Below are 26,438 nucleotides of genomic sequence, written 5' to 3' on the forward strand. Positions count from 1 at the left end.
GCCGCTCACCCAACTCCGGCGGCGACTACGGCCTGCTGCCCTACCGACCCGGACTACTGACCCTACAACGCTGACAACACGCAGGTCCGGTTTGGGCACAGCCGGAGCGGGGGGGGGGGGGGGGGGGGGGGCCCGCCCCCCCCCCCCCCCCCCCCCCCCGGACCGGTCAACCCACCTTCGGGGTGGCCCGTCCGATGATCGCGGCGAAGTCGACCCCGGCCGGCAACGTGCCGTAGGCATTCCCCCGGTCACCGCCGAGCCGGGACGCGCAGAACGCGTCGGCTACCGCCGGGTGACCGTGGCGCACCAACAGCGACCCCTGCAACACCAGCGCCAACTGTTCGACCACCCGACGGGCACGTACCTCCAGATCGGACGGATCGGCCAGGGCCGCCCGCACCTGGCGGACCGCGGCATCGAGCCGGGCGTCGGCGCCTGCGACGGCGTCCACCTCCGACTGGAACGCCGCCATCACCTCGGGCTGGCCGGTCAGCGCCCGCAGCACGTCCAGCGCGGCGACGTTCCCGGAGCCCTCCCAGATGGAGTTGAGCGGTGACTCGCGGAACAGTCGCGGCATCCCGGACTCCTCCACGTAGCCGTTGCCGCCCAGGCACTCCAACGCCTCCGCGGCGTGACCGGGCCACCGCTTGCAGACCCAGTACTTGCCCACGGCGAGGGCGATCCGCTTGAACGCCGTCTCGGCCGCGTCCCCGCGCACGGACCGGTCGGTCGCCCCGGCCAGGCGCATCATCAGCACCGTGGCGGCCTCGGACTCCACCGCCAGGTCGGCCAGCACGTTGCGCATCAAGGGCTGATCCACGAGGTAGCGACCGAACGCCCGCCGGTGCGCGGCGTGATGGGTGGCGGTGAGGACCCCGTGACGCATGCCGGAGGCCGCACCGATCACGCAGTCCAACCGGGTCAGGTTGACCATGTCGATGATGGTGCGGACGCCCCGGCCCTCGTCGCCGACCCGCCAGGCCACCGCCTCGTCGTACTCCACCTCGGCGGAGGCGTTCGAGCGGTTGCCGAGCTTGTCCTTCAGCCGCATCAGCCGCATCGGGTTACGGGTGCCGTCGGGAAGCACCCGCGGGACCAGGAAGCAGGTGAGCCCGCCCGGCGCCTGGGCCAGGGTGAGGAAGAGGTCGCACATCGGTGCCGAGGTGAACCACTTGTGCCCGAACAGCCGGTAGCTGCCGTCGGGCGTCGGGCGTGCCGTGGTGGTGTTGGCCCGGACGTCCGACCCGCCCTGCTTCTCGGTCATCGACATGCCCGCCAGCAGCCCCCGCTTGCGCTGCGGCTCCCGCAGCCCGAAGTCGTAACTGCGGGAGGTGAGCAGCGGTTCGTAGCGGGCGGCCAGGTCGGGGGCGTGCCGCAACGCGGGCACCGCCGCGTACGTCATCGAGATCGGGCAACCGTGGCCGGCGTCGGGTCGCCAGACGTGGAACTTCGCGGCCCGGGCGACATGCGCGCCGGGTCGCTCGTCGGCCCAGGGAGCGGCGTGCAGGCCGTGCGCCACGGCGGTACGCATCAACTCGTGCCAGGAGGGGTGGAACTCCACCTCGTCGACGCGTTGTCCGTACCGGTCGTGGGTACGCAGCACCGGCGGATGTTCGTTGGCCAGCCGGCCGTGCTCGACCGCCTGTTCGGTGCCGGCCAGCCGGCCGATCTCGTGCACCTCGGCCGTGGCCCAGTCGGCCCCCTCCCGGGCCAACGCGTCGAGCAGCGCGGGCTCGTCCGCCGTATCGTGGCCGACCAGCGGCGGCACCTGGTTGAACACCTCGTGTGTGCTCACGGCGGGACTCCCAACGCGCGGTGGATGAAGGTAGTCAGGCCGCCGACGGTGTCCGGACCGGCGACACCGGCGGCCAGCGGTCCCACCATCGCCTCGGCCAGCGCGCCGACAACGGCGGTGGAGGTCAGCTCGGGATTCTGCGCCGGCAGTTCACCGCCGGCCACCCCGTCGGCGATGTAGCCGGCCAGCAGCGCCGCGTGGGCACGCCGGAAGACCAGCCGCTGCGCCTCCACCGCCGGATCGACCGGCTCGGCGAGCAGCGCGTACGCCAGCCGTGGCGACCGTAGGGCCCGGCCGGCGAAGGTCTCGATGACCGCGCGGACCCGCGCCCCGGCCGTGCGCTCGGCCGCGGCGGCCCGGGTGACGGCGTCGATCTCGCGCTGGCTGGCGGAGCGGAACACCTCGGCGAAGAGGTCTGCCTTGGCGGGAAAGTGGCGGTACACGCTGCCGGTCGCCAGCCCGGCCCGCGCGGCGACGGCGGCGACCGAGCAGCCGGCATAGCCGTGTTCGGCCAGGATGCCGATCGCGGCGGCCACGATGCGCTCCCGCGAGGCGGTCAGCCGCGCCTTCACCCGCTCCGTGCTCCGGTAGGCCATCAAAGGATGGAACCATCATTCATTTCTTGCCGGCAAGCACCCGCCCGGCCACCGGCACCGCCGCACGGCACGGCCCGCGCCGGGTCCGTCTCAGACGGCTACGGTCACAGGTCGTACGCCTGCGCGAGTCGCTTGCGCAGCGCCTCGACGAATGGCCGCAGCTCGGCATCGAGGGTGGTCGCCTCGTCCGGGGTCACCACGACCGAGGCGTCCTGGTGGGGCATTCCCGAGATCACCTGGTGCCGCCGTCCCGGTGCCGGATGACTGGCGAGCAGCGACGCGTGCTCGCGGATAGTGAGCTGACGCAGCATCGGCAGCCGGACTGCCTGCTCCGCACGAGTGGTGGCGATGGCCCGCCGCCAGACGTCCATCGCGACTCCGGGCGTGCCATGCGCGGTGACGAGCGGCGCCAGCAGAGGCGACAACGCCAAGACGTCGATCATGCTGAGAGCGGCGGTGCTGCCCGCCGCACTCGCCGCCATCGCGTCGGCTCGCACCTCCGCTCGACGCCCCTCCCGGGCATCGAGCGCGTTCATCGCGAGGTGTACGACGAACAGCAGCCAGCTGACGGCACCTCCAACCAACCGCCAGAGTGTGTAGAAGAGGGCGTAGATACCCGCCACGTCCCGGTCGTGGGCGTCCCCGTGCGGCGGCTGGGTCGCGGTCGCGAGCATGCCGAAGAAAGTCCGGGCCGGCTGCGTCAGGAGACGCCGGCGCGAGTCCGCCCAGCGGAAGTGCCCGAGTTCGTGACCGATCAGTGCCACCATCTCCTGCGGCGACAGGCCCACGAGCAGCGGGACACCGAGCAGCAGGACTCGGATCCTGCGCACCCCGACGACTGCCGCCGCCGCGTTCCAGTCGTCGTTGAGCACTATGAGGTCGGGCTTTGGTGCGGCGACAGAGTCGCCGACCCGCTCGACCAGACGGTGCAGCGCCGCCTGCCGCTGCGGAGTCAACCGGTAAGCACCTTTGACCACCTGTCGGACGCTGCCCAGGCGCGGACGCAACACGTAGGCCACGGCGACGAGCAGCAGCGGCAGAATCAACGGCCCCACGCCGTCGATCAGCAGCCAGACAGCGGCAGCCAACGCACCTAACGGAAGAAGCACCAGCGCGAAAGAGACCAGCCCGAGCAGCAGAAAGGCAGGCGTCAGCCAGGAGTGGGAAGCACCCGACTGCGTTGCCATGTGGGCAAGGCGGCGGTCCGCCCGGAACCCGGCACGACGATCGAGCCGTTCGAGAGACCGGCCGAGACGGCCGGCGGCACCCGAAGCGACGAGGTCGAGGTTCCACTCACAACGCCCGCACCAGGGTGGCTGGTCAGCGACGGTCCGCAACTCGGTGCTGGCGCAATCCGGGCAGGAGCCGACGTTAGGCTCGGACATGATGTGGTCACGCGCGATGGGCACCGCGACAGTGTGATCAACTACGGCATCCCAGTCAACGGCGCACCATCGCCGAGCTTCGGCGGGTCCGTGCCAGCGCGCGTCTCAGGGCAGCGGCTTGGCGAACCAGTGGTGGGCGTACGGGTTGTCGTTGTAGCGCGGGATCTCCTGGTAGCCCTCGGCGCGGTAGAGCCGCATCGCCTCGGTGAGAGTGCGGTTGGTGTCGAGGCGGATGCTGGCCGCGCCGGCCGCCACGGCGTGCCGCTCCAACTCGCCCAGCAGGCGACGCCCGACGCCGAGCCCGCGCACCGAGGCCGACACCCAGAGGCGCTTGATCTCGGCGGGCTCGCCCGGGGACAGCCGCAGCCCACCGCAGCCCACCGCCTCGGTCGAGAAGGTGGCGAGCAGGAAGAGGCCCGCCGGAGGCACGTATTCCTGCTCGTCGGCGCCGCCCTGACCCAGCTCGAAGCCGGAGTCGAACCGGGCGGCGAGTTCCCGCACGTATGCCCGCAGGCAGGCGCGGGCACGCGGCTCACCGGGATGGGCCGGTTCGATGGTCACCAGCGACGCCATCAACAGGCGCTCGACCTCGGCCATGGCGCAGGTGAGCCGGGCGCGTTGGCCGGCGGTGAGCGGCGCGAGGATCGACCAGGCCAGCTCGTCGGACCTGCCGTCCAGCAGGTGCCACTCGGCGCGGCCGGCGTCGGTGAGGCGGACGGTCCGCACCCGACCGTCTCCCCCAGCGGGCCCCACCACGACGAGGCCCGCGCCCTCCAACGTCCGCAGCAGCCGGCTGAGGTAGCCGGCGTCGAGATCCAGCCCGGTCCGCAGGGCCGCGACCTCGGCACCGTCGGGGCCGATCTCCCAGAGCAGCCGCGATTGCGCCAGGGGCCGATCGCGGGCGAGATAGCCGTCGTCAAGCGCGCCGACGCGCTGGGTCACCGTGCGGTTGAAACGCCGCACCACGTCCACAAGTGCACGATCCACGATTGCTGACTTTAGTCAGAGATTTGGGTGACGAACAGTCACCGGGGCCGACGAGCGGCGCAGGGCCGGCACGGCCAGGGCCGCCAGCCCGGTCACGGCGAGTACGCCCGCGCAGCCGAGCAGCACCGCCGGGACGTCCACGATCTCGACGACGAGGCCGAACGCGTTGGCCGTCACCAGCAACGGCAGGCCCTGCGCCAGCACCAGCACGGACTGCACCCGGGCCAGGTGGGTGAGCGGCGTGGCGGCCAGGACCAGTGGACCGACGTGCGTGGCGAAGCAGCCGCTGCCGACACCGACGAGCACACCGGCCAGGACGGCCGGCAGCGGAGCGCGGGCGACCGCGAGCGAGACCACGCCAGCGGCGGCGACCAGCAGGCCGATGCCGGCCACCGCTGTGGGACGGGAGGACCCGCCGCGCAGCAGGACCCCCACCGCGACGGCGGCGGTGCCCAGTGCCATCGCCGCGACGACCGCGCCGGTGGCCGACGCCGACCAGTCGCGTTGCCGGGCCAGCAGGGGCACCAGCAGCGTGCCGACCGGCAGGAGGAACCCGGCGGCGACGCCGGTCACCAGCAGCGCCAGCCGCAGCACCGGCACCGACCAGGCGAGGCGCAGCCCGTCCAACCCGGCCGACATCGTCGACCGCCCGTGAGCCACCCCGCCGTCCAGCGACGGGCCGCGGCCAGGCCCGGTGTTCGGCGGCCGCCCGTGAGCCGGCCCGGCGTCGGGCGACCCCGCGCAGTCCGGCCCGGCGTACGGCGACCGCTCGGCGGCGGGCCGGACGACCAGCAGGACCGCGAGCATCGCCAGGAAGGTGGCGGCGTTGGTCAGGGCCGCCCCGGCGAGCCCGGCCATCCCGAGCAGCAGGCCACCCAGCGGCGGGCCGGTGAACATCGCGAACTGCCCGACGAGTTGCCGGGCCGACATCGCACGGGCCAGCACCTCCGGCGGCACCAGCCGCCGTGGCATCGAGCCCGAACTCGGCAGCTGAAAGGCGTCCACGGTGCCGATCGCCAGCGCGGCGACCAGCAGCGGCAGTCGCAGGTCGAGCGGCGACCACGCGGTGCCCGCCAGCGCCACGGTGACCGCGATCATCGCCGCGTTCGAGGCGAGCAGGACGAGCCAGGCACCGTACCGGTCGGCCACCGCACCGCCCACCAACAGCAGCAGCACCCGGGGCAACACGATCGCGGTCGGCACCAGGGCGGCGAACCGAGCCCCCTGGCTGGCCGCCGACCAGGCCATTGCGAACGCCATCGCCTGTACGCCGACCAGACTCAGCGCGGTACCACCCAGCCACACCCAATACGCACCCGGCATCGTCGCCCGGCCACCACTCGCCACCACCACGTGCCCCTGCCCTCGCCGATCACCCGACCGGTCTCGGTGCGGACGTCGGCCGGCTGCCTCCGGAACTCTCCGGCCTCGACCGGATCGAGGGTCAATCCCGGTCGACCGCAACCCGTTCGCAACGTCTTGCGGCCGACATACAGAGCCGCGTATGTTAGCGATAACATAGATGGGCTTGGCAGAGCCGCCGCAGCAGCAGGCGCGCCGGGTCCCGTCGCTGCGCGCCGCGCATCGACGTCATCGCACCGCTCCTCGCCGCCCGGTCCGCCACCACCCCACCGGGTCGGGCGGCGCTTCCCCATGCCACCACGGAGGTCGTGATGCCCTACCCGTCCCTCAACCGTCGACACGTGCTCCGGGCCGCCGGCGCGGCCGCCGTCGCCGCCGCCGTCGGCCCCGCACTGGCCAACGGCAACGCCAGCGCGGCGCTACCCCCGACGCGGCCCGACCTCGGCGTCGACGCGTACGCCTTCGAGCCTGGCCAGGTGCGGTTGACCGCCAGCCGCTGGCTGGACAACCAGAACCGCACGGCCAACTACCTGCGCTTCGTCGACGTCAACCGGCTGCTCTACAACTTCCGCGCCAACCACCGGCTGTCCACCGCCGGCGCCGCGGCCCTCGGCGGCTGGGAGGCGCCCAACTTCCCGTTCCGCACCCACTCCCAGGGACACTTCCTGAGCGCCTGGTCGTACCTGTGGGCCGTGCTCGGCGACACCACCTGCCGGGACAAGGCCAACTACATGGTGGCCGAGTTGGCCAAGTGCCAGGCCAACAACGGCGCCGCGGGCTTCAACACCGGCTACCTCAGCGGCTTCGCCGAGTCCGACTTCACCGCCGTGGAGAACCGCACGCTCAACAACGGCAACGTGCCGTACTACGCCATCCACAAGACCCTGGCCGGGCTGCTCGACGTGTGGCGGCACATCGGCAACAACCAGGCCCGCGACGTCCTGCTGGCGTTCGCCGGCTGGGTGGACTGGCGCACCAGCCGACTGAGTTCGGCGCAGATGCAGGCGATGCTGGGCACCGAATTCGGCGGGATGAACGCCGTGCTGACCGACCTGTACCAGCAGACCGGCGACCCCCGCTGGCTGACCACCGCCCAGCGGTTCGACCACAACGCCGTGTTCAACCCACTGGCGGCCAACTCCGACCAGCTCAACGGGCTGCACGCCAACACCCAGGTACCGAAGTGGATCGGCGCTGCCCGCGAGTTCAAGGCCACCGGCACCACCCGGTACCGGGACATCGCCAGCAACGCGTGGGACATGACGATCAACGCGCACACCTACGTCATCGGCGGCAACAGCCAGGCCGAACACTTCCGGGCGCCGAACGCCATCGCCGGCTACCTGCGCAACGACACCTGCGAGGCGTGCAACACGTACAACATGCTCAAGCTGACCCGGGAGCTGTGGCTGCTGGACCCCAACCGGGTCGCGTACTTCGACTTCTACGAGCGGGCGCTGCTCAACCACTTGATCGGGGCACAGAACCCGGCTGACAACCACGGCCACATCACGTACTTCACCCCGCTGAACCCCGGCGGGCGGCGAGGCGTCGGACCGGCGTGGGGCGGCGGCACCTGGAGCACCGACTACAACTCCTTCTGGTGCTGCCAGGGCTCACAACTGGAAACCAACACCACGCTGATGAACTCGATCTACTTCCACAACGACACCACGCTCACGGTGAACCTGTTCATGCCCTCGGTGCTGACCTGGTCGGAGCGTGGCATCACGGTCACCCAGAGCACCACCTACCCGGTCAGCGACACCACGACCCTCACCGTGACCGGCGACGTCAGCGGGTCGTGGACGATGCGCATCCGCATCCCGGCCTGGACGCAGGGCGCGACCATCAGCGTCAACGGCGTCGCACAGAACATCACCACCACACCGGGCACGTACGCGACCCTCACCCGATCCTGGACCTCCGGCGACACGGTGACGGTACGGCTTCCGATGCGGGTCATCGTGCAGCCGGCCAACGACGACCCGAACGTGGTGGCCCTGACCTACGGCCCCGCGGTGCTCTCCGGCAACTACGGCAACACCGCGCTCTCCGCCCTGCCCGCCCTGGCCACCTCTTCGGTCAACCGAACCAGCACCTCGGCGTTGGCCTTCACCGCCACCGCCAACGGCGCCACGGTCAACCTGGGCCCGTTCTACGACGCGCACGGGCACAACTACACCGTCTACTGGAACGCCAACGGCCAGTCCCCGGGCACCGGTACGGCCACGTTCCGGCTGGCCAACGTCGCCAGCGGCCTGGTGCTCGGCATCGAGAACATGTCCACCGCCGACGGGGCGCCCGCGTTGCAGTGGGGCGACAACGGCACCGCCGACCACGACTGGCAGCTGGTCGTCGACGGCAACGCGGTGAAGTTCCGCAACGCCAACAGCGCCAAGGTGCTCGGCGTGCAGAACATGTCGACCGCCGACGACGCACAGGTGTTGCAGTGGTCCGACACCGGCACGGCCGATCACCGGTGGACGATCGTGGACGTCGGCGACGGGTCACACAAGATCCGCAACGGGCACACCGGCAAGCTGCTCGCCACCCTGAACGGTTCCACCGCCCAGGGCGCCCGGGTCGTCCAGGATCCGGACAACGGCACGCCGGACAACCAGTGGCGGTTCGTGCCCAACGGCGCGCGCCGGATCCAGAACCTGGCCACCGGTCTCGTGTTGGGCGTGCAGAACATGTCCACCACGGACGGCGGACTGGTGATCCAGTGGGGCGACACCGGCACCGCCGACCACCTCTGGACCGCGATCGTGGACAGCGGCGGCCACCTGCGGCTGCGCAACTCCCACAGCGGCAAGGTGCTGGGTGTGGAGAACGGCAGCAGCAGCAACGGCGCCCGGGTGGTGCAGTGGGCCGACAACGGGTCGGCCAGCAACCGCTGGCGGCTGCGGTACGCCGCGAACGGCTACTTCCGGATTCAGTCCGCCAACGGCGGGCGGGTCCTCGGCGTCACCGGTGCCTCGTCCAGCCAGGGCACCCAGATCGTGATCTGGGACGACAACGGCGCGGGCGACCACCGTTGGCGTTTCATCTGAGCCTGACCCGCCGTCACCGAGGCCGCCGGGCACGACCCACCACGGGGTCGTGCCCGGCGGCCTCGACCGTCATCGCATCCACCGTCATCGCTTACCGGAGGCAGGGGCGTGGGCTCAACTCGATAGTGGCCGAGAACGAGATGAAGTGGTACGCCACCGAGCCCCAGCAGAACGCCTTCAACCTGAGCGCGGGTGACCGACTGGTCGCGCACGCCCAGGCCCAGGTGGCGAGAGTTCGGCTTCCAGGGCACCGGCATCGGCCCCTCCGGCATCCCCACCTGCACCGCAACCTGACCCCCACCCCACCCCGGACCCACCCCGGGCCGGCACCGCCGGTTGATCAAGAGGTTTTGGTCGCGTCCAGCGCGCAGGCCGACCAAACCTCTTGATCAACCCATCCAGGGGTCGGGGTCGGAGGGGGTGCGGGTGAGGGTGGGTGGGGTGGGGACGGATCAGCGGCGGGGGGGTTGGGCGACACTGCGGCGGGCCACCAGGGTCGGGGCGATGGTCCGGCGCAGGGCACCTCCGCTCACCGACTCGATCTGGGTGAGCAGCATCTCCAGACTCGCCCGGGCCACCGCGCCGAAATCCGGACGCACAGTGGTCAGCGGCGGAATAAAGTAGGCGGCCTCCGGCACGTCGTCGAAGCCGACCACGCTGATGTCGTCCGGCACCCGGCGGCCGTGCTCGTGCAGGGCGCGCAGCACCCCGAGGGCCAGGTGGTCGTTGGCGGTGAAGACCGCCGTGACGTCGGGCATCCGGGCCAGCATCTGTCCACACCGGTAGCCGGCCGCCGCAGACCAGTCCGCCGGCACCAGCGGTGGAATCTCCGCGCCGGCCGAGGTCAGGGCCGCCCGCCAGCCCTCGATCCGGCCGGCACTGTCGAACCAGTCCGACAGACCGGAGACGTGCCAGACCGTACGATGGCCGGCGTCAAGCAGGTGCTGGGTGGCGGCCCGGGCGCCGGCCGCCTGGTCCACCGTCACCAGCGGCATCGGTCGGTGCGGATCACCGTCCACAGTTACCAGCGGCACGTCCTTGGGCAGGCGCTCCAGCGCCTCGCCGGCCGACTCCACCGGCGCGATCACCACGATACCGGCGACCCGGTGCGCCAGGTGCCGCTCCACCACCGCCGAGATCGACCGATGATCGAGGTCACGCACGCTACCCACGCTGACCGCGAAACCGGACTCGGCGGCCGCCTGCTCCAGCGCGGCCAGCAGCGAGGCCGGACCGTAGAGGGTGGTGTTCTGCGCGACCACGCCGATCACCTGGGACCGGCCGGTGACCAGCGCACGGGCCGCCCGGTTCGGCCGGTAGCCGAGTTCGGCGATGGCCGCCTGGACGCGCAGACGGGTCTGCTCCCGCACGTTCGGGTGCCCGTTCAGCACTCGGGAGACCGTCTGATGGGAAACACCGGCGAGGCGGGCCACGTCCGTCATCGCAGGATCGCGTACGGCCATCTCACACTCCCCGCAATCCAGTCGTCGCCGCAGCCCGTCGGCGATGACTGGCACGGCTCAGGTACAACGATCCCCTCGCGCGGTGCCCACGCCGGCCCGTGCCGTCCGGGTGGAGAGCGCTAGATCACCCACAGTCTAGCGCCAGCAGCCGCCCCGGTGGCCGCCGGGCCGTCCGCGTACGCCACGCAGCGCCCTTCGTCGCTGTCTGTTAGCGGTCACACCCGGATTCACCTCGTTCGGTTCGACGCAGATCTTTGCTCCGAGAGGCTGCGTGGGCAAGCAACAGACAATTTACAGGCATTGATGATAGCGATAACATTCCTGTCATCGGAACGGCGTCTGCCGACACGGCGTGGCGGGAGCCGTACAGGGTCCGAGACAGCGTGACGACCGGCGATATCCGGGCCTGCACGCCGACGTCTGCACTGGTACGTGGGCGGCGTGCGCGGGATCCGCCCGCGAAGTTCCACCCGGCCGCGCCCCGCCGAACGCCGCTTTGCCGGCGGACCGGACCGACCACCACACCGACGCAAGGAGGATTCGACGTGCGTAGCGCAAGAAGGTGGCTCACCGCCGCCCTCGGCATCCTGGCGGTGACGCTCACCGCGAGCTTCGCCGACGGGGTCATCTCCCCCAAGCCGGCGCAGGCGCTGGACAACGGCGTGGCCCGTACCCCGCCGATGGGCTGGAACACCTGGAACACGTTCGGCTGCAACATCAACGAGACCCTCATCCGCCAGATGGCCGACGCGATCGTCAATCACGGGCTGCGCGACCTCGGATACAAGTACGTCGTCGTCGACGACTGCTGGTTCGATCCGAACCGAGACGCGCAGGGCAACCTCCAGGCCCATCCGCAGCGGTTCCCCAGCGGCATGAAGGCCCTCGGCGACTACCTGCACTCCCAGGGCCTGCTGTTCGGCATCTACCAGGTTCCGCTGGATCGGACCTGCGCCCAGTACTTCAACTCGTTCCCGGGCGCGACCGGCAGCCTCGGACACGAGTACCAGGACGCCCGGCAGTTCGCCGCCTGGGGCGTGGACTACCTGAAGTACGACTGGTGTTCCCCCACCGGCACCATCAACGACCAGGTGGCGCGGTTCAGCATCATGCGCGACGCGCTGGCGGCCACCGGCCGGCCGATCGTCTACAGCATCAATTCGAACAGCATCCACGAGAAGACCGGGCCGCAACGCAACTGGAGCGATGTGGCGAACCTCTGGCGGACCACCGAGGACATCACCAACACCTGGGAGAGCGGCCAGACCAACGGCTACCCGATGGGCATCCAGAACATCGTCAACGTGAACGTGCCGCTGGCCGGTTACGCCGGACCGGGCGGATTCAACGACCCGGACATGTTGGAGGTCGGCAACGGTGGCATGAACGACACCGAGATGCGCAGCCACTTCGCGCTGTGGGCGATGATGGCGGCACCGCTGATGATGGGCAACGACCTGCGCTCGGCCAGCACCGCGACACTGGACATCCTGCGCAACGAGCATCTGGTCGCGATCAACCAGGACACGTTGGCGCTGCAGGCCGTGCAGGTCTCCCACGACGGCACCCGGCGGGTCCTGGCCAAGCGGCTGGCCAACGGTGACGTCGCGGTCGCCCTGTTCAACCAGGGCAACTCCACCACGACGATCTCCACCACGGCGGCGGCGATCGGCAAGACCGGCAGTTCGTTCACGTTGCAGAACGTGTGGACCAATGGCACCTCCACGACCACCGGCGCCATCTCCGCGAGCGTCCCGGCGCACGGCACGGTGGTGTACCGGGTCAGCGGCGGCGGCACCACCAACCCGCCGGTCCCGACCACGTTCCGGCTGCGCAGCGAGTCGGCCGGACGCTGCCTCGATCTCGACAACTCGAACACGGCCAACGGCACCGGAACCCTGATCTGGGACTGCCACAGCAACCCCAACCAGCAGATCAGCCAGAGCGGCCAGACGTTGCGGATCCTCGGCAAGTGCCTGGACGTGCCGACGAACGCGACCAACGGCACCCGGGTTCAGGTCTGGGACTGCAACGGCGGCACCAACCAGCAGTGGACGTTCAACAGCAACGGCACGGTGAGCAACGGCCGCTTGCCGTCACTGTGTCTGGACGTCAACGGCGCCGGGACGGCCAACGGAACCGCGGTGATCCTCTGGTCCTGCCATGGCAACACCAATCAACGGTGGAACCGGGCATGAGCACCACGGCACTCCGGCGTTTCGTCGCCGTGCTCGCGAGCATGGCCTGCACGATCGCCCTGCTACCCGGTGCTGCGCGGGCCGACAACCCGATCGTCCAGCACATCTACACCGCCGACCCGGCGCCAATGGTGCACGACGGACGGGTCTACCTCTACACCGGACACGACGAGGACGACTCCACCTACTTCACCATGCGTGACTGGCGGGTCTTCTCCTCGGCCGACATGGTGAACTGGACCGACCACGGCACGCCGATGAGCCTGGCCACGTTCGCCTGGGCGGACGCCAACGCATGGGCCGGGCACGTCATCGCCCGCAACGGGAAGTTCTACTGGTACGTGCCCGTGCGGCAACGCTCGAACGGGCAGATGGTCATCGGGGTGGGAGTCGCGGACAGCCCGACCGGGCCGTTCCGGGACGCGCTCGGTCGGCCCCTGGTGGGCAACGGCGAGATCGATCCGCACGCGTTCATCGACGACGACGGACAGGCGTACCTGTACTGGGGCAACCCGAACCTGTGGTACGTACGACTCAACCCTGACATGATCTCGTTTGCCGGCGGCCCGACCCAGATCCCGCTCACCACGGCGGGCTTCGGCACCCGCACCGGCAATGCCAGCCGCCCCACCCTCTACGAGGAGGGGCCGTGGGTCTACAAGCGCAACGGGCTCTACTACAACGTGTTCGCGGCCGAGTGCTGCTCGGAGTTCATCGGCTACTCGACGGCACCCGGTCCGACCGGCCCGTGGACGTACCGGGGAACGGTCATGCCCCGGCAGGGCTCCAGCTTCACCAACCACCCCGGCGTGATCGATTTCGCCGGTGGGTCGTACTTCTTCTACCACAACGGTGCGCTGCCCGGCGGCGGCGGCTACACCCGGTCCGTCGCGGTGGAGAAGTTCACCTACAACTCCAACGGAACCATCCCCACCATGAACATGACCACCGCCGGGGCACCTCAGGTGGGCACGTTGAACCCGTACGTGCGCCAGGAGGCCGAGACGATCGCCTGGGGGTCCGGCATCGAGACCGAGCCGGCCAGCGAGGGCGGCATGAACATCGGCTGGATCGACAACGGCGACTACCTCAAGGTCAAGGGGGTCGCCTTCGGCAACGGAGCGACCACCTTCTCCGCGCGGGTCGCCTCGGCCACCAGCGGCGGCCGGATCGAGGTACGGCTGGACAGCGCCACCGGCCCGCTCGTGGGCACCTGCACGGTGGCCGGCACCGGCGATTGGCAGACCTGGACGACCACCAGTTGCGGGGTGAGCGGAGCCACCGGTACGCACGATCTCTACCTGCGTTTCGCTGGCGGCAGCGGCAGCCTGTTCAACGTCAACTGGTGGCAGTTCGCCGGTGGCGGTAGCGCACCGACGGCCTACCGGATCACCAACCGCAACAGCGGGCAGGTCGTCGACGTCCAGCAGCCGAACCTCGACAACCTCGCGGTGATCGGTCAGTGGAGCAGCAACGGCAACGCCTGGCAGCAGTGGCGTTTCCTCGACGCCGGCAACGGCAACGTGCGGCTGCAGAGCGTGCACAGCGGCAAGTGCGTCGACGTGCGCGACGTCTCCACCGCCGACGGGGCGCAGATCATCCAGTACACCTGCCACGATGGCCTGAACCAGGTCTTCAGCTGGCGATCGACCGGCGACGGGTACCACCAGTTGGTCAACGTCAACAGCAACAAGTGCCTGAACGTGACCGGCGGATCCACCGCTCCAGGTGCCGCCCTGGAGCAGCGTACGTGCGGCTCCGCGGCCAGCATGCAGTGGTCCCGCGCCGCCTGAGCGAGCGCGGACGGGTGCCGGGTGGGGATGTCTCCCCACCCGGCACCCGCGTGCCCCCCGGCTGCCGGCGGCGGCAATCGCCGGACCGAAGGAGGGGCCCGCCGCCCGCTCGGCGGGCAGGCGACAGGCCCCGGTCTCTGTGCGTGTCGACCGGTCCGGCATCGGTACGGCGCCGGACCGGTCGACCGTCACCTCATGGCGTGGCCAGCTCGAAACGGCGCACCGTCACCGATCCGCCCAACGCCTGGGTGGCGTAGTTGAAGATGGCGAACCGGTAGCCCATGAAGAACGTCCAGTTGTTGTTGAGCGTCAGGGCGTTGCCCAGCGGCACGAAGTTGACCCCGTCGGTGCTGTAGGAGAAACGCGCCTGCCGACCGGAACCAGGCCGGATGTCGGCGTTGGCCCGCAGCCAGATCCGCCCACCGGAGACCGCGGCGCTGGCGATCTCGCTGCCGGTGCTGCTGGTGTCCCAGTTGCTGTTCATGTTCAGCCCGTTGGTCATGACCACCCGGGTGGCGCCGTTGTCCCGCCGTACGCCGATCCACGCCGAGACGTCCCGCAGCATGGCCAGGCCGGTGCGGTCGCCGTCGCGCATCGTCGAGTAGTCGATCTCGACCGTGCCGGTCGAGGTGGGCCCCTGGATGCGGTGGGTGATCGTGTTGCGGGCCTTGTAGAGGTCGTTGGTCACGGTGGCGGTCTGCAGCCGCAGCCCGTCGTCCACCGACCACCGGCTGTTGTCGGGGTTGTGGTTCCACTCGTACTGCGGACCGAGGGTGGTGCCGGTAAACGTGTCGACCCCGGTGAGCGGCTTGACCGGGCGCAGCGGCAGTGGGTTCGGGTAGTTGACCCCCCAGGCGTCGTTGACCGTCTGCACCTGCGGCCAGCCGTCCGCCGTCCAGGTAATCGGCGCGAGGGTCGGCATCCGACCACCCGGGTACGCGTCGGTGAACGCCATGTAGTACCAGGAACCGTTCGGCAACTGCACCAGGCCGCCCTGGTGGGGCACCCCACCGCCGGAGATCGGGCCCTGCATGTTGAGCAGCACCTGGCGCTGCTCGTACGGGCCGAAGGGACCGTTGGTGGACTTGAGCACGTACTGGCCGTTGGCCGGGCGGGTCAGCCAGATGTAGTACGCGCCGTTGCGCTTGTAGAAGCGCGCGCCCTCCAGGGTGCCGATGCTCGACGGGGTCTGGTAGACCTGCTGGGCCCGGACCTGGCTGCGGCCGTCGGCGGAGAGCTGCGCCACGCTGATGGTGCCGTTGCCGTACGCGACGTACATGGTGTCGTTGTCGTCGATCAGCATCCCCGCGTCGTAGTAGCACTGCGGCAGCGTGGCGTGCCGGCTCCAGGTGCCGTCGACGGCCGTGGCGGTGTAGATGTGGGTCTGGGCGAAGTTGATGCACCCGGCCCAGTAGTAGGTCTGGTTGCTCGGCCGGTAGTTGAGCGTGGAGGCCCAGATGCCCTCCACGTACGCCTGTTGTCCGGCGGGCAGGTCGTACTTGGTGCCGAAGTCCAGACGGGGTACGGAGTGCCCGGCGAACTCCCAGTTCACCAGGTCGTACGAGCGCAGGATCGGGGCGCCGGGCGAGTAGTGCATGGTGGAGGCGGTCATGTAGTACACCTCGCCGACCCGGATGACCTCGACGTCGGCGAAGTCCTGCCAGACGACCGGGTTGGTGAAGCTGCCACCGGGGGGTGTGCTGGGGTCACCGCCGTTGCCGACCTGGACCAGCTGCCACTGCTGGTTGGCGCCGCCCCAGTCGTCGTACTGCACGATGTTGCCTCCGTCGGCGGTCGAGGCGTTCTGCACCTCCATCACCTTGTTGGAGTTGCGGTTGATCAGACGCACGTAGCCGTCGGCCGAGTCGGCCAGCCGGAACTGCTGGTTGCTTCCGTTGTGGTCGCTCCACTGCACGATCGACGCGCCGTTGGCCGTGGAGACGTTGTACACGTCGAGCACCTTGCCGGAGTGCCGCGACCGCAGCCGGTAGTAGCCACCGCCGGAGTCGACGAACTGCCACTGCTGCCACGCGCCGTCGTTGCGCGCCCACTGGGTGATCCGCGCCCCGTCGTTGGTGGCCATGTTGTAGACGTCGAGCGCCTTACCGCTGTTTCGATTGACCAGCACGTACCAGGCGTTGGTGTCCACCGTGGCCGCGGCCGCGGGCGATGGCGCCACCGCGGCGAGGGCGCCGCCCACCACCATCGCCGCCAGGATGGCTGTCGCGCGCGACAGCCAGCCGCGCCGGCCCGGCGCGGTCCGTGGGACCTCACCATTGGCAATCATGATTCTCCTTCGGGATGCGAGCAGAACGAACAGGACGGTCCCTCTGCGGCCTACGCCGTCGCTGATCAAGTGCGGCGTGTGATCGCTAACATGACCGCTCTGCCCAAGGGAGAAGTCAGGTGACCACCAGCTTCAAAGCAACGTGGCGCGTCCCGGACGGCCACAGACATCGTCCGTCTTCACTACGACTGTGAGCGATAACACGGCCTTCGTCAAGACGTAACATCGATGACTGCGTGCGGCTGACAGAAGCCTGCTCGCGGTCCCCGGCCGACGGGGTGACGCACCGGCCGGGGACCCTGCCACGCGCAGGCGCGGGCAGTCGCTGGCGTGGCTTACGCGGCCCCTACGGCCGGCCGACCACGCCAGCATCGGATGGCGGTCAGAAACCCCGGGCGAGCCGGTAGTACGCCTGGTTCCAGCGCAGCTCGTCGGCGAACCGCCGGGGATCGGTGTCGGCGTCGATGACGACGAGTTCGGTGCGGCTCATCTCGGCCAGGTCGTGCAGCTCCTCCACGCCCACCGCCTGGGACAGCACGGTGTGGTGGGGGGCACCTGCGGTGATCCACGCTTCGGCGGAGCCGGGCAGGTGCGGTTGCGGCCGCCAGACCGCCCGGGCAACCGGCAACCGACGCAGTGGTTGCGGTGGGGAGACCACGTCGACCTCGTTGGCCACCAGCCGGAAACGCTCCCCCATGTCCGCCAGGCCGAGCACCACCGCAGGCCCCGGCGCGGCGTCGAAGACCAGCCGGACCGGGTCCTCGCGACCGCCGATGCTCAGCGGATGGATCTCCACGTTCGGTACGTCCCCGGCGATCGAGGGACACACCTCGAGCATGTGGGCACCGAGCACCAGTTCCTCGCCCGGGGTGAGGTCGTAGGTGTAGTCCTCCATGAACGAGGTGCCGCCCTCGGTGCCGACGGCCATCGCCTTGAGGGTGTGCACCAGCACCGAGGTCTTCCAGTCCCCCTCACCACCGAAGCCGTAGCCGTCGGCCATGAGTCGCTGCACCGCGATGCCGGGCAGTTGGCGCAGCCCGCCCAGGTCCTCGAAGTTTGTGGTGAAGGCGCGGAAGCCACCGGCGTCCAGGAAGGTACGCAGCCCCAGTTCGAGCCGGGCGGCATACCGCAGCGAATCGTGCCGCTCGCCGCCGGGACGTAGCTCAGCGGCAACCCGGAAGGTGTCGTCGTACTCCTTGACCAGGTCGTCGATCTGCGCATCGGCCACCTCGTCGACCACCTGCACCAGGTCGTTCACCCCGTAGGTGTTCACCGAGACGCCGAAGCGCAGCTCCGCCTCGACCTTGTCCCCCTCGGTGACGGCCACGTCGCGCATGTTGTCGCCGAATCGCGCCAGCCGCAGCGAACGCATGGCCGACCAGCCGACCGCCGCCCGGGTCCAGGCACCGACGCGGGAGACCACGCGGGGGTCGGAGACGTGCCCGGCGACCGTCTTGCGGGCCACCCCGAGCCGGGTCTGGATGTACCCGAACTCCCGGTCGCCGTGCGCGGCCTGGTTGAGGTTCATGAAATCCATGTCGATGTCGTCCCAGGGCAGCAGGACGTTGGCCTGGGTGTGCAGGTGCAGCAGCGGCGTCTGCAACGCGTCCAGGCCCGAGATCCACATCTTGGCTGGTGAGAAGGTGTGCATCCAGGCGATCACCCCGACCGCCCCCTGCGTCGCGGCATCCCGGCAGGTCCGCAGGATGTCGGCGCTGGTGGTCAGGACCGGCTTCCAGACCACCCGGGCGGGGATGTGCGGCGATTCGTCGAGCAGCGCGGCGATCTGACGGGACTGGTCGGCCACCTGCCGGAGCGTGTCCTCGCCGTACATTGCCTGGCTTCCGGTGAGGAACCAGACCTCGGGTGCAGGGTGTGTTGCCATGGGAGTTGCCTTCCGCGAGAGGGGCGGTCACTTGTAGCGGATGCCGATGAGGCGCTGGAGCAGGATGAACGCGAAGAGCAGGCCTCCGATCACGATCTTCGTCCACCAGGAGTTGAGGCTGCCGTCGAAGGTGATCAAGGTCTGGATCACGCCGAGTACCAGCACACCGAGCACCGTGCCGAAGATGTACCCGGAGCCACCGGTGAGCACCGTGCCGCCGATGACCACGGCCGCGATCACGTCGAGTTCCATCCCGATGGCGATCAACGGGGCGCCGGACAGCGTGTAGAAGGACAGCAGGATCCCGCCGATCGCCGCGCACAGGCCACTGATGGTGTAGACCGCGATCCGGGTCCGGCCCACCGGCAGCCCCATCAACAGCGCCGACTGCGGGTTGCCGCCGATCGCGTAGACGTTGCGTCCCAGTCGCGTGTACGCCAGCACGTACGCGGCGATCAGGACCACCGCGAACGCGACGAGCACGCTGATCGAGACGAAGTTGCCCCGGGGGTCGCCGATCCGGTGCTGCGACATCGTGGTCCAGAACCCGTCGGTGATCGGAATCGACGCGTTGCTGATGAACGTGCACATGCCCCGGGCGAAGAACATCCCGGCCAGCGTGACGATGAAGGGTTGGATGTCGAAGAAATGGATCGCGCAGCCCATCAGGAACCCGAGCGCCGGCCCGATCAGCAGGGCGATCACCAGCACCAGCAACGCGGGCAGGCCGGACTGCAACAACCAGGCCGAGACCATCGCGGTCATCGCCGCCACCGAGCCGACCGAAAGGTCGATACCGCCGGTGAGGATCACGAAGGTCATCCCGACCGCGATGACGAGCAGGAAACCGTTATCGATGAAGACGTTGAAGACCACCTGGATGTTCGAGAAGGCCCGGTACTGGGACACACCGATGCCGTACATCACCAGCAGCAGCGCCAACGTCGCCAGCACCGGCATGTGCCGCCGAGGCAGCCTGGCCCAACTCGGAACGGAGATCGGGAGACTGGTCACGCCGGCACCTGCTCCTTCTGCCGCTGCGGAGACGACTGGGGCGGCGGCGGTGTCCCGGGCCGTCGACGGCGGAATTTCGCCCGGAAGGCCGGCGCCTGGATGAGGCAGACGGCAATGACGACGACCGCCTTGAACAGCAGTGCCGTCTGGGGTGAGATGTTCATGGCGTACACCGTGGTGGTGAGGGTCTGGATGATCAGGGCGCCGAGGATGGTGCCGCCGAGGTAGAACCGGCCACCGGCCAGCGAGGTACCGCCGATGACGACGGCGAGGATCGCGTCCAACTCCACCCACAGGCCGGTGTTGTTGCCGTCGGCGCTGGAGACGTTGGCGGTCATCATGAACCCGGCGATCGCGGCGCAGGCGGCGCTCACCACGTAGACGAGGAAGACGATCCGACCGGACCGGATGCCCGCCAGCCGGCTGGCCTCCCGGTTGCCGCCCACCGACTCGACGATCATGCCGAGCGCGGTGCGCCTGGTGAACGCCGCGACCAGCAGTGCCGCGGCCAAGGCGATGAAGATCGCCAGGGGCAGGGTCAACAGGTGTCCCAGCCCGATCGCCCGGTACGGACCGGAGTTGATGGTGATGATCTGACCCTCGGCGATCAGCTGTGCGAGACCCCGGCCGGCCACCATCAGGATCAGGGTGGCGATGATCGGTTGGATGCCGATGACGGAGACCAGGACCCCGTTCCAGGCACCGAGCACCAGCGCGACCCCGAGCGCCATCGCGAGCGCGGTCAGTACGGTGACCAGATTGTCCTGGTCGGGTGCCCGGCTGATGTAGAGACAGGCGATGGCTCCGCTGATCGCGCAGGTCGAGCCGACCGAGAGATCGATGCCGCCGGTGGAGATGACCAGGGTCATCCCCAGCGCGACCAGGATCAGCGGGGCGCTCAACCGCAGGATGTCGATCGGGGTGCCGTACAGGTGACCGTCGTTGACCTCGACGGCCAGGAACCCCGGACGGTAGACGGTGTTCGCCGCCAACATGACCACGAGCACAGCGACCGGCCAGAACAGCCGGTGGCCGAGCATGGCACGCAAGCGGTTCCCGGCGTCGCTCATCGGCTCGCCTCCTCACGCTCGGTTCCGCTGGCGATGGTCTGCATGACGCGGTCGGCATCCACAGTGTCGTCGTTGTCCAACTCGGCGACCAGTTCCCGGTCGCGCATCACCGCGATCTTGTGGCTCAGGCGCAGCACCTCCTCCAACTCGGCGGAGATGAACAGCACCGCCATGCCACCGTCGGAGAGCTGTACCACCAGCCTCTCGATCTCGGCCTTCGCGCCGATGTCGATGCCCCGCGTCGGCTCGTCGAGGATGAGCAGTCGCGGCTCGGTGATCAGCCAGCGGGCCAGCAGGACCTTCTGCTGATTGCCGCCGGAGAGGTTGCGCACCGGCATGTCCGGGTTCGCCGGACGGATGCTCAACGCCTGGATGTACCGGTCGACCAGCTCGTCCTGGCGGCGACGTGGGACCGGGCGCAGCCAGCCCCGGGCGGCCTGCATGGCCAGGATCATGTTCTCCCCGACCGACAGGTCGCCGATGATCCCCTCTGCCCGACGGTTCTCCGAACAGAAGCCGATGCCCTGCTCGATCGCCTGCACCGGGTTGCGCAGGCCCGTCCGGGCACCGTTCACCTGCACCTCGCCGCGGTCGGCCCGATCCGCACCGAACAACAGCCGCGCCACCTCGGTGCGCCCGGAGCCGAGCAGCCCGGCCAGGCCGACCACCTCGCCGGCGTGGATGGTCAGGCTGAACGGGGCGACCGCGCCCCTGCGGCCGAGCTGCGACACCTGAACGAACGGGGCACCGCTCTCGACCGCCGACGTCGCCGGCCGGGGCTGCTCGTCGACGCGTTCGAGGACGTCGAGCTCCTTGCCGATCATCTTCTCCACCAGCGCCAGTTGCGGCAGCTCGTCGATCGGGTACTCCCCCACCAGGGTGCCGTTGCGCAACACGGTGATCCGGTCGGCGATGCCGTAGACCTGGTCGAGGAAGTGGGTCACGAAGAGGATGGCGATGCCCTCGTCACGCAGCTGCCGCATGATCCGGAACAGTTGCGCGACCTCGCCGGCGTCCAGACTGGAGGTCGGCTCGTCGAGGATCAGCACCCGGGCCTGCACGTCGATCGCTCGGGCGATCGCGACCATCTGCTGCACCGCCAGCGAGTAACTCGCCACCGGAGCGGTGACGTCGATGTCGAGGTCCAGGCGGGCAAGCAGCTGTCGGGCGCGCCGCCGCACCTCGCCCCAGCTGATGGCGCCGAAGCCGCGCGGCTCCCGGCCGATGAAGATGTTCTCCGCCACGGACAGGTTCGGGCAGAGGTTGACCTCCTGGTAGACCGTGCTGACCCCGGCCGCGGCGGCCTGCATCGGTCCGTTGAAGGCCACCTGCTCGCCGTCGAGGGTGACGCTGCCCTCGTCAATGCCGTAGACGCCGGTCAACACCTTGATCAGGGTCGACTTGCCGGCGCCGTTCTCGCCCATCAGGGCGTGCACCTCGCCAGGAAGGAGCCGGAAGTCGACATTGTGGAGTGCGCGCACCCCGGGAAAGGACTTGCTGATCCCGGTCATCGTCAGGACCGGACGACTATCCGTCATCCCATCGATCCTCTTCTAATTTTCATCGATGCGGAAGGGCCAGTTGTCCCGCACGCCGCCCGCCCGGCCAGCGGGCCGGCCGGGCGGCGTGGCATGGGACGTCGGGCCGGACGCCCAGTCCGTCAGAATGGGCGACGCGGCGGGGCCGCCACGCCGGTGCGGCGGCCCCCTGCGTCATCAGTACTTGCGGTTGGGCAGGGCCTCCTTGGCCTGCTCCTGGGTGAAGGTGGTCTCCTCGGTCTCGATCCGCGGCGGCACCTCCTCGCCGGCGTTCACCTTCTTGGCCAGGTCCATCAGCTGTGGGCCGAGCAGCGGGCTGCACTCCGCGATGAAGTTGAACTTCCCGTCGGCCAGGGCCTGCATCCCGTCCTTGACCGCGTCGATGGTGATGATGGTGATGTCCTTGCCCGGCTCCTTGCCCGCCGCGGTGATCGCCTCCAGCGCGCCCAGACCCATGTCGTCGTTGTGCGCGAAGAGCACGTCGATCTTCGGGTGAGCCTTCAGGAACTGCTCCATCACCTGCTTGCCGCCCGCGCGGGTGAAGTCGCCGGACTGGGAAGCGATGACCTTCAGCTTGGGGTCGGCCGCGATCGCCTCGGCGAAGCCCTGCTTCCGGTCGTTGGCCGGGGCCGACCCGGTGGTGCCCTGCAACTCGACGATGTTCACGTCGCCGGTCGCGTCCTTCGTGTTCTCCACCAGCCACTCACCGGAGAGCCGACCCTCCTTGACGAAGTCCGAGCCGAGGAAGGTCTCGTAGAGCGACTTGTCGGCGGAGTCCACCGCCCGGTCGGTCAGGATGACCGGGATGCCGGCGTCCTTGGCCTCCTTGAGCACCGTGTCCCAGCCCGACTCCACCACCGGCGAGAAGGCGATCACGTCGACCTTCTGCTGGACGTAGTTGCGGATGGCCTTGATCTGGTTTTCCTGCTTCTGCTGCGCGTCGTCGAACTTCAGCTCGATGCCGGCCTCGGTCGCCGCCTCCTTGATGGAGTTGGTGTTGGCCGTACGCCAGCCGCTCTCTGCGCCGACCTGGGAGAAGCCCAGGACGAGCTTGCCGTCGTCGCCGCCTTCGCCGCCGCCGGTGTCGCTGTTGCCGCAGGCCGCCACGCCGCCGGCGAGCAGCACGGCGGCGACGACCGCGATGGCGCGCCGACGCGCCATGGGCATTCGCATGTTCCTCATCGGATCTCCTCGGGTGGGGTGCGGTTGTCCACGCCGGCCACGGAGGTGCACGAGCAGCCAGCGCTGTTGGTGCGAAATCTGTGTCTCAGGTGGTGCCGGGCGACCCGGATCGCCGGATCGGTCAGGAATTCGCCGGAGGCGAGGAACGTTGGCCGTAGACGTTCTGGTAGCGGTCGTGAAGGGCGTCGATGTCGGCCTGCGCCATCGGCACCGGTTGCCCGAGCGCACGCGTCAGGTGCGCGGTTCGGGCGACGTCCTCACACATCACCGCGGCCTTGACCGCGGCCCGGGCGGTACGCCCGATGGTGAAGACGCCGTGGTTGCGCATGAGCACCGCCGCCGAGCGGTGCCCGGTGAGGGTGCTGACGATCCCCTTGCCGATGTCGTCGCCGCCGATCAGGGCGAACGGGCCCACCGGAATCTCCCCGCCGAACTCGTCAGCCTGCGCGGTGAGGTGGCACGGGATCGACTCGCCCCGCGCCGCCCAGGCGGTGGCGTACGTGCTGTGGGTGTGCACGACGCCGCCCACCTCGGGCATGGCGCGGTAGACATAGGCGTGCGCCGCGGTGTCGCTGGACGGCGACAGTTCCCCCTCGACCGGCACGCCGTCGAGGTCGCAGAGCACCATGTTGTCGGCCGACAGGTCGTCGTAGTCGACGCCGCTCGGCTTGATCACCATCAGCTCGTGGCCCGGTACCCGGGCGGAGACGTTGCCGGCCGTCCAGGCGACCAGACCGTACCGGGTCAGTTCGCCGTGCAGCCGGGCCACGCTCTCGCGCAACTCGCTGATCTGTCGGCTCACTTCGACGTTCACGCGAAGACCTCCTGCGGCGACGTCGCCGAGTCCACTGCCGCGTTGCGGATCGCCCGCAGGCGCAGCATCACGTCGTTGGCCCCGCGACCGAAGTGGTCGTGCAGCGCCCGGTACTCGGCGTAGAGGGCGTCGTAGGCGCGTACCCGGTCCGGGTCCGGCTGGTAGACCGCCGCCGAAATCCGCCCCATCGCCTGCGACGCGTGAAGGATCGAGGGGTGGGCGCCGGCGGCCACGGCGGCGTGGATCGCCGAGCCGAGCGCCGGCCCCTGCGCGGAACCGATGATGCCCAACGGCCGGTTGGTGACGTCGGCGTAGATCTGCATCAGCAGCTCGTTCGAGGTGAGCCCACCGGCGATCACCAGGTCGTCGACCGGCACACCGGCCTCGACGAACGCCTCGATGATCATCCTGGTGCCGTACGCCGTCGCCTCCAGCAGAGCCCGGTAGACGTCCTCCGGACGGGTGGCCAGGGTCAGCCCGACGATCAGACCGCTGAGGTCGTGGTTGACCAGCAGCGACCGGTTGCCGTTCCACCAGTCCAGCGCTACCAGACCGTGCGCGCCCACGGGCTGCGCGGCGGCCAGTTCGGTGAGTCGCTCGTGCGAGTCGACGCCGGCCGGAGCGGCGTGCTTGACGAACCAGCCGAAGATGTCGCCGACACCGCTCTGCCCGGCCTCGTAGCCCCACGCCCCGGAGCTGATGCCGCCGTCGACCACCCCGCACATCCCGGCCACCTCGGCGGCATGGGTGCCGTTGACCACGTGGCAGGTCGACGTACCCATGATCGCCACCAGCCGGCCCGGGTCGAGCGCCTGGGCGGCGGCGGCGGTCACATGCGCGTCGACGTTGCCGACCGCGACGGCGATCCCCTCCGGCAGGCCGGTCCAGGCCGCGGCACGGTCGGTCAGTCCACCGGCCCGGGCGGCGAGCGGCATCAGCGGACCGTCCAACTTGGCGACGAAGTCACCGAAACCGGGATTGAGCGCGGTAAGGTAGTCCGCCGACGGGTAGCTGCCGTCCTGGCGGATGCCCTTGTAGCCGGCGGTGCAGACGTTGCGGGTCTCGACCCCGCACAACTGCCAGACGATCCAGTCCGCCGCCTCGATGAACCGCTCGGCCCGGTGGTAGACCTCCGGATCCTCCTCCAGGATCTGCAGGCCCTTGGCGAACTGCCACTCGGCGGAGATCTTGCCACCGTAGCGACCGATCCAGGGCTCGCCACGTTCGTGGGCCAGCGCGTTGATCCGGTCGGCGTGCGGCTGGGCGGCGTGGTGCTTCCAGAGCTTCACCCACGAGTGCGGTCGCTGCCGCAACTCCGGCACCTCGCACAACGGCGTGCCGTCGGCCAGCGTCGGCAGCACGGTGCACGCGGTGAAGTCGATGCCGATGCCGACGACATCGCCCGGGTCGACTCCGGCGGCGGCCACGGCCGCCGGCACCGCGTGGCGTAGCACGTCGCGGTAGTCCTCGGGATCCTGCAACGCCCAGTCCGGCGGGAGCGGCGTACCCCCGTCCGGCAGCGCTGAACTCATCACCGCGTTGCGGTACTCGTGCACCGCGGTCCCCAGCTCGGCACCGTCGCGGACCCGGACCACCAGGGCCCGCCCCGACAGGGTGCCGTAGTCGACGCCGACGACGTACTTGTCGCCCGCTGTCACACCGCTCATCTCCACCTCCGGCCGATGACGGACCTCAGTGTTAACGCTCACATCCGATGTCGTCAAGACACCTCCCGGCAACAGCTCCGTAACGGACTGCATGGTCGCAGGCCCACCCGCCGATCGGCTACCCCATGCCACCGCCCCGACCGCGTCGTCGGCACCGGCCACCGGACCCACGGCCGGCGTCGTCGGCCACCGACCGGACGGCGTCACGCCCGAACAGCTCGGCGCGACCGCTGTCCACCGGCGACTCGTGGGGGGGGGGGGGGGGGGGGGGGGGGGGGGGGGGGGGGGGGGGGGGGGGGGGGGGGGGGGGGGGGGGGGGGTTGTTTTGTTTTGTCTACCCGCAAAA

18 protein-coding genes are annotated in these 26,438 nt (G+C 69.8%); 4 read left to right on the forward strand and 14 right to left on the reverse strand.

Annotation, left to right across the window (positions count from 1 at the left end; genetic code table 11):
* Window positions 1–166: 166 nt before the first annotated feature.
* From AC2CHE_RS22165 to AC2CHE_RS22185, 5 genes are all read right to left on the reverse strand, one after another.
* The gene (locus tag AC2CHE_RS22165) at window positions 167–1,795 is read right to left on the reverse strand and encodes an isovaleryl-CoA dehydrogenase (protein ID WP_484506785.1); all 1,629 of its coding nucleotides are present in this window, start codon (window positions 1,793–1,795) and stop codon (window positions 167–169) included.
* On the reverse strand, window positions 1,792–2,391 hold the full coding sequence (locus tag AC2CHE_RS22170) for a TetR/AcrR family transcriptional regulator (protein ID WP_484506786.1): 600 nt from the start codon (window positions 2,389–2,391) through the stop codon (window positions 1,792–1,794). Before AC2CHE_RS22170 ends, AC2CHE_RS22165 begins: the two co-directional genes overlap by 4 nt.
* A gap of 104 nt (window positions 2,392–2,495) precedes the next feature.
* Window positions 2,496–3,578 carry a M48 family metalloprotease gene (locus AC2CHE_RS22175; protein ID WP_484506787.1) on the reverse strand — a complete coding sequence of 361 codons (1,083 nt, stop codon included), beginning with the start codon at window positions 3,576–3,578 and terminating at the stop codon, window positions 2,496–2,498.
* 303 nt (window positions 3,579–3,881) lie between these two features.
* Window positions 3,882–4,763: a GNAT family N-acetyltransferase gene (locus tag AC2CHE_RS22180; RefSeq protein ID WP_484506788.1), complete on the reverse strand. Its 882-nt coding sequence runs from the start codon at window positions 4,761–4,763 to the stop codon at window positions 3,882–3,884.
* 15 nt (window positions 4,764–4,778) lie between these two features.
* Entirely contained in the window at window positions 4,779–6,086 is a 1,308-nt protein-coding gene (locus tag AC2CHE_RS22185; protein WP_484506789.1) for an MFS transporter, read from the reverse strand.
* Between the two features lie 350 nt (window positions 6,087–6,436).
* On the opposite strand from AC2CHE_RS22185, the gene AC2CHE_RS22190 reads away from it, so the two are divergent.
* Window positions 6,437–9,181, forward strand: a complete 2,745-nt coding sequence (locus AC2CHE_RS22190) for a beta-L-arabinofuranosidase domain-containing protein (RefSeq protein WP_484506790.1) — start codon at window positions 6,437–6,439, stop codon at window positions 9,179–9,181.
* Window positions 9,166–9,570, forward strand: coding sequence for an endo-1,4-beta-xylanase (locus AC2CHE_RS22195; RefSeq protein ID WP_484506791.1), 405 nt, complete (start codon window positions 9,166–9,168; stop codon window positions 9,568–9,570). Before AC2CHE_RS22190 ends, AC2CHE_RS22195 begins: the two co-directional genes overlap by 16 nt.
* 63 nt (window positions 9,571–9,633) lie before the next feature.
* Here the strand turns inward: AC2CHE_RS22195 and AC2CHE_RS22200 are convergent, their stop codons facing one another.
* Window positions 9,634–10,623, reverse strand: coding sequence for a LacI family DNA-binding transcriptional regulator (locus AC2CHE_RS22200; protein ID WP_484506801.1), 990 nt, complete (start codon window positions 10,621–10,623; stop codon window positions 9,634–9,636).
* Window positions 10,624–11,189: 566 nt separating this feature from the next.
* On the opposite strand from AC2CHE_RS22200, the gene AC2CHE_RS22205 reads away from it, so the two are divergent.
* Window positions 11,190–12,842: a glycoside hydrolase family 27 protein gene (locus tag AC2CHE_RS22205; protein WP_484506792.1), complete on the forward strand. Its 1,653-nt coding sequence runs from the start codon at window positions 11,190–11,192 to the stop codon at window positions 12,840–12,842.
* Complete coding sequence (locus AC2CHE_RS22210) at window positions 12,839–14,635, forward strand: family 43 glycosylhydrolase (protein ID WP_484506793.1); 1,797 nt, start codon at window positions 12,839–12,841, stop codon at window positions 14,633–14,635. The genes AC2CHE_RS22205 and AC2CHE_RS22210 overlap by 4 nt, the downstream gene beginning before the upstream one ends.
* A 193-nt stretch (window positions 14,636–14,828) precedes the next feature.
* Here AC2CHE_RS22210 and AC2CHE_RS22215 read toward each other — a convergent pair whose 3' ends face one another.
* From AC2CHE_RS22215 to araB, 8 genes are all read right to left on the reverse strand, one after another.
* The gene (locus AC2CHE_RS22215; RefSeq protein ID WP_484506794.1) at window positions 14,829–16,922 is read right to left on the reverse strand and encodes a family 43 glycosylhydrolase; all 2,094 of its coding nucleotides are present in this window, start codon (window positions 16,920–16,922) and stop codon (window positions 14,829–14,831) included.
* A 382-nt stretch (window positions 16,923–17,304) separates the two neighbouring features.
* Window positions 17,305–18,807: an L-arabinose isomerase gene (gene araA / locus AC2CHE_RS22220; RefSeq protein ID WP_484506795.1), complete on the reverse strand. Its 1,503-nt coding sequence runs from the start codon at window positions 18,805–18,807 to the stop codon at window positions 17,305–17,307.
* 27 nt (window positions 18,808–18,834) lie between these two features.
* Window positions 18,835–19,767, reverse strand: coding sequence for a galactofuranose ABC transporter, permease protein YjfF (yjfF, locus tag AC2CHE_RS22225; protein WP_484506802.1), 933 nt, complete (start codon window positions 19,765–19,767; stop codon window positions 18,835–18,837).
* A 50-nt stretch (window positions 19,768–19,817) separates the two neighbouring features.
* Window positions 19,818–20,891, reverse strand: a complete 1,074-nt coding sequence (locus AC2CHE_RS22230) for an ABC transporter permease (RefSeq protein WP_484506796.1) — start codon at window positions 20,889–20,891, stop codon at window positions 19,818–19,820.
* Complete coding sequence (locus tag AC2CHE_RS22235) at window positions 20,888–22,429, reverse strand: sugar ABC transporter ATP-binding protein (RefSeq protein ID WP_484506797.1); 1,542 nt, start codon at window positions 22,427–22,429, stop codon at window positions 20,888–20,890. The genes AC2CHE_RS22230 and AC2CHE_RS22235 overlap by 4 nt, the downstream gene beginning before the upstream one ends.
* A 177-nt stretch (window positions 22,430–22,606) precedes the next feature.
* A complete protein-coding gene (locus AC2CHE_RS22240) occupies window positions 22,607–23,611 on the reverse strand; it encodes an ABC transporter substrate-binding protein (RefSeq protein WP_484506798.1) in 1,005 nt (334 codons plus the stop codon).
* A gap of 121 nt (window positions 23,612–23,732) precedes the next feature.
* On the reverse strand, window positions 23,733–24,425 hold the full coding sequence (locus AC2CHE_RS22245; protein WP_484506799.1) for an L-ribulose-5-phosphate 4-epimerase: 693 nt from the start codon (window positions 24,423–24,425) through the stop codon (window positions 23,733–23,735).
* On the reverse strand, window positions 24,422–26,092 hold the full coding sequence (gene araB, locus AC2CHE_RS22250) for a ribulokinase (protein WP_484506800.1): 1,671 nt from the start codon (window positions 26,090–26,092) through the stop codon (window positions 24,422–24,424). The genes AC2CHE_RS22245 and araB overlap by 4 nt, the downstream gene beginning before the upstream one ends.
* Window positions 26,093–26,438: the final 346 nt, after the last annotated feature.

It is taken from the genome of Micromonospora sp. ATLC16, assembly GCF_057196645.1.

Coding starts and splice junctions, on each gene's coding strand:
- AC2CHE_RS22170 (WP_484506786.1), bottom strand. CDS start 2,391: ATGGCCTACCGGAGCACGGAGCGGGTGAAGGCGCGGCTGACCGCCTCG.
- AC2CHE_RS22175 (WP_484506787.1), bottom strand. CDS start 3,578: ATGGCAACGCAGTCGGGTGCTTCCCACTCCTGGCTGACGCCTGCCTTT.
- AC2CHE_RS22185 (WP_484506789.1), bottom strand. CDS start 6,086: ATGCCGGGTGCGTATTGGGTGTGGCTGGGTGGTACCGCGCTGAGTCTG.
- AC2CHE_RS22190 (WP_484506790.1), top strand. CDS start 6,437: ATGCCCTACCCGTCCCTCAACCGTCGACACGTGCTCCGGGCCGCCGGC.
- AC2CHE_RS22200 (WP_484506801.1), bottom strand. CDS start 10,623: ATGACGGACGTGGCCCGCCTCGCCGGTGTTTCCCATCAGACGGTCTCC.
- AC2CHE_RS22210 (WP_484506793.1), top strand. CDS start 12,839: ATGAGCACCACGGCACTCCGGCGTTTCGTCGCCGTGCTCGCGAGCATG.
- AC2CHE_RS22215 (WP_484506794.1), bottom strand. CDS start 16,922: ATGATTGCCAATGGTGAGGTCCCACGGACCGCGCCGGGCCGGCGCGGC.
- araA (WP_484506795.1), bottom strand. CDS start 18,807: ATGGCAACACACCCTGCACCCGAGGTCTGGTTCCTCACCGGAAGCCAG.
- yjfF (WP_484506802.1), bottom strand. CDS start 19,767: ATGCCGGTGCTGGCGACGTTGGCGCTGCTGCTGGTGATGTACGGCATC.
- AC2CHE_RS22230 (WP_484506796.1), bottom strand. CDS start 20,891: ATGAGCGACGCCGGGAACCGCTTGCGTGCCATGCTCGGCCACCGGCTG.
- AC2CHE_RS22235 (WP_484506797.1), bottom strand. CDS start 22,429: ATGACGGATAGTCGTCCGGTCCTGACGATGACCGGGATCAGCAAGTCC.
- AC2CHE_RS22240 (WP_484506798.1), bottom strand. CDS start 23,611: ATGAGGAACATGCGAATGCCCATGGCGCGTCGGCGCGCCATCGCGGTC.
- araB (WP_484506800.1), bottom strand. CDS start 26,092: ATGAGCGGTGTGACAGCGGGCGACAAGTACGTCGTCGGCGTCGACTAC.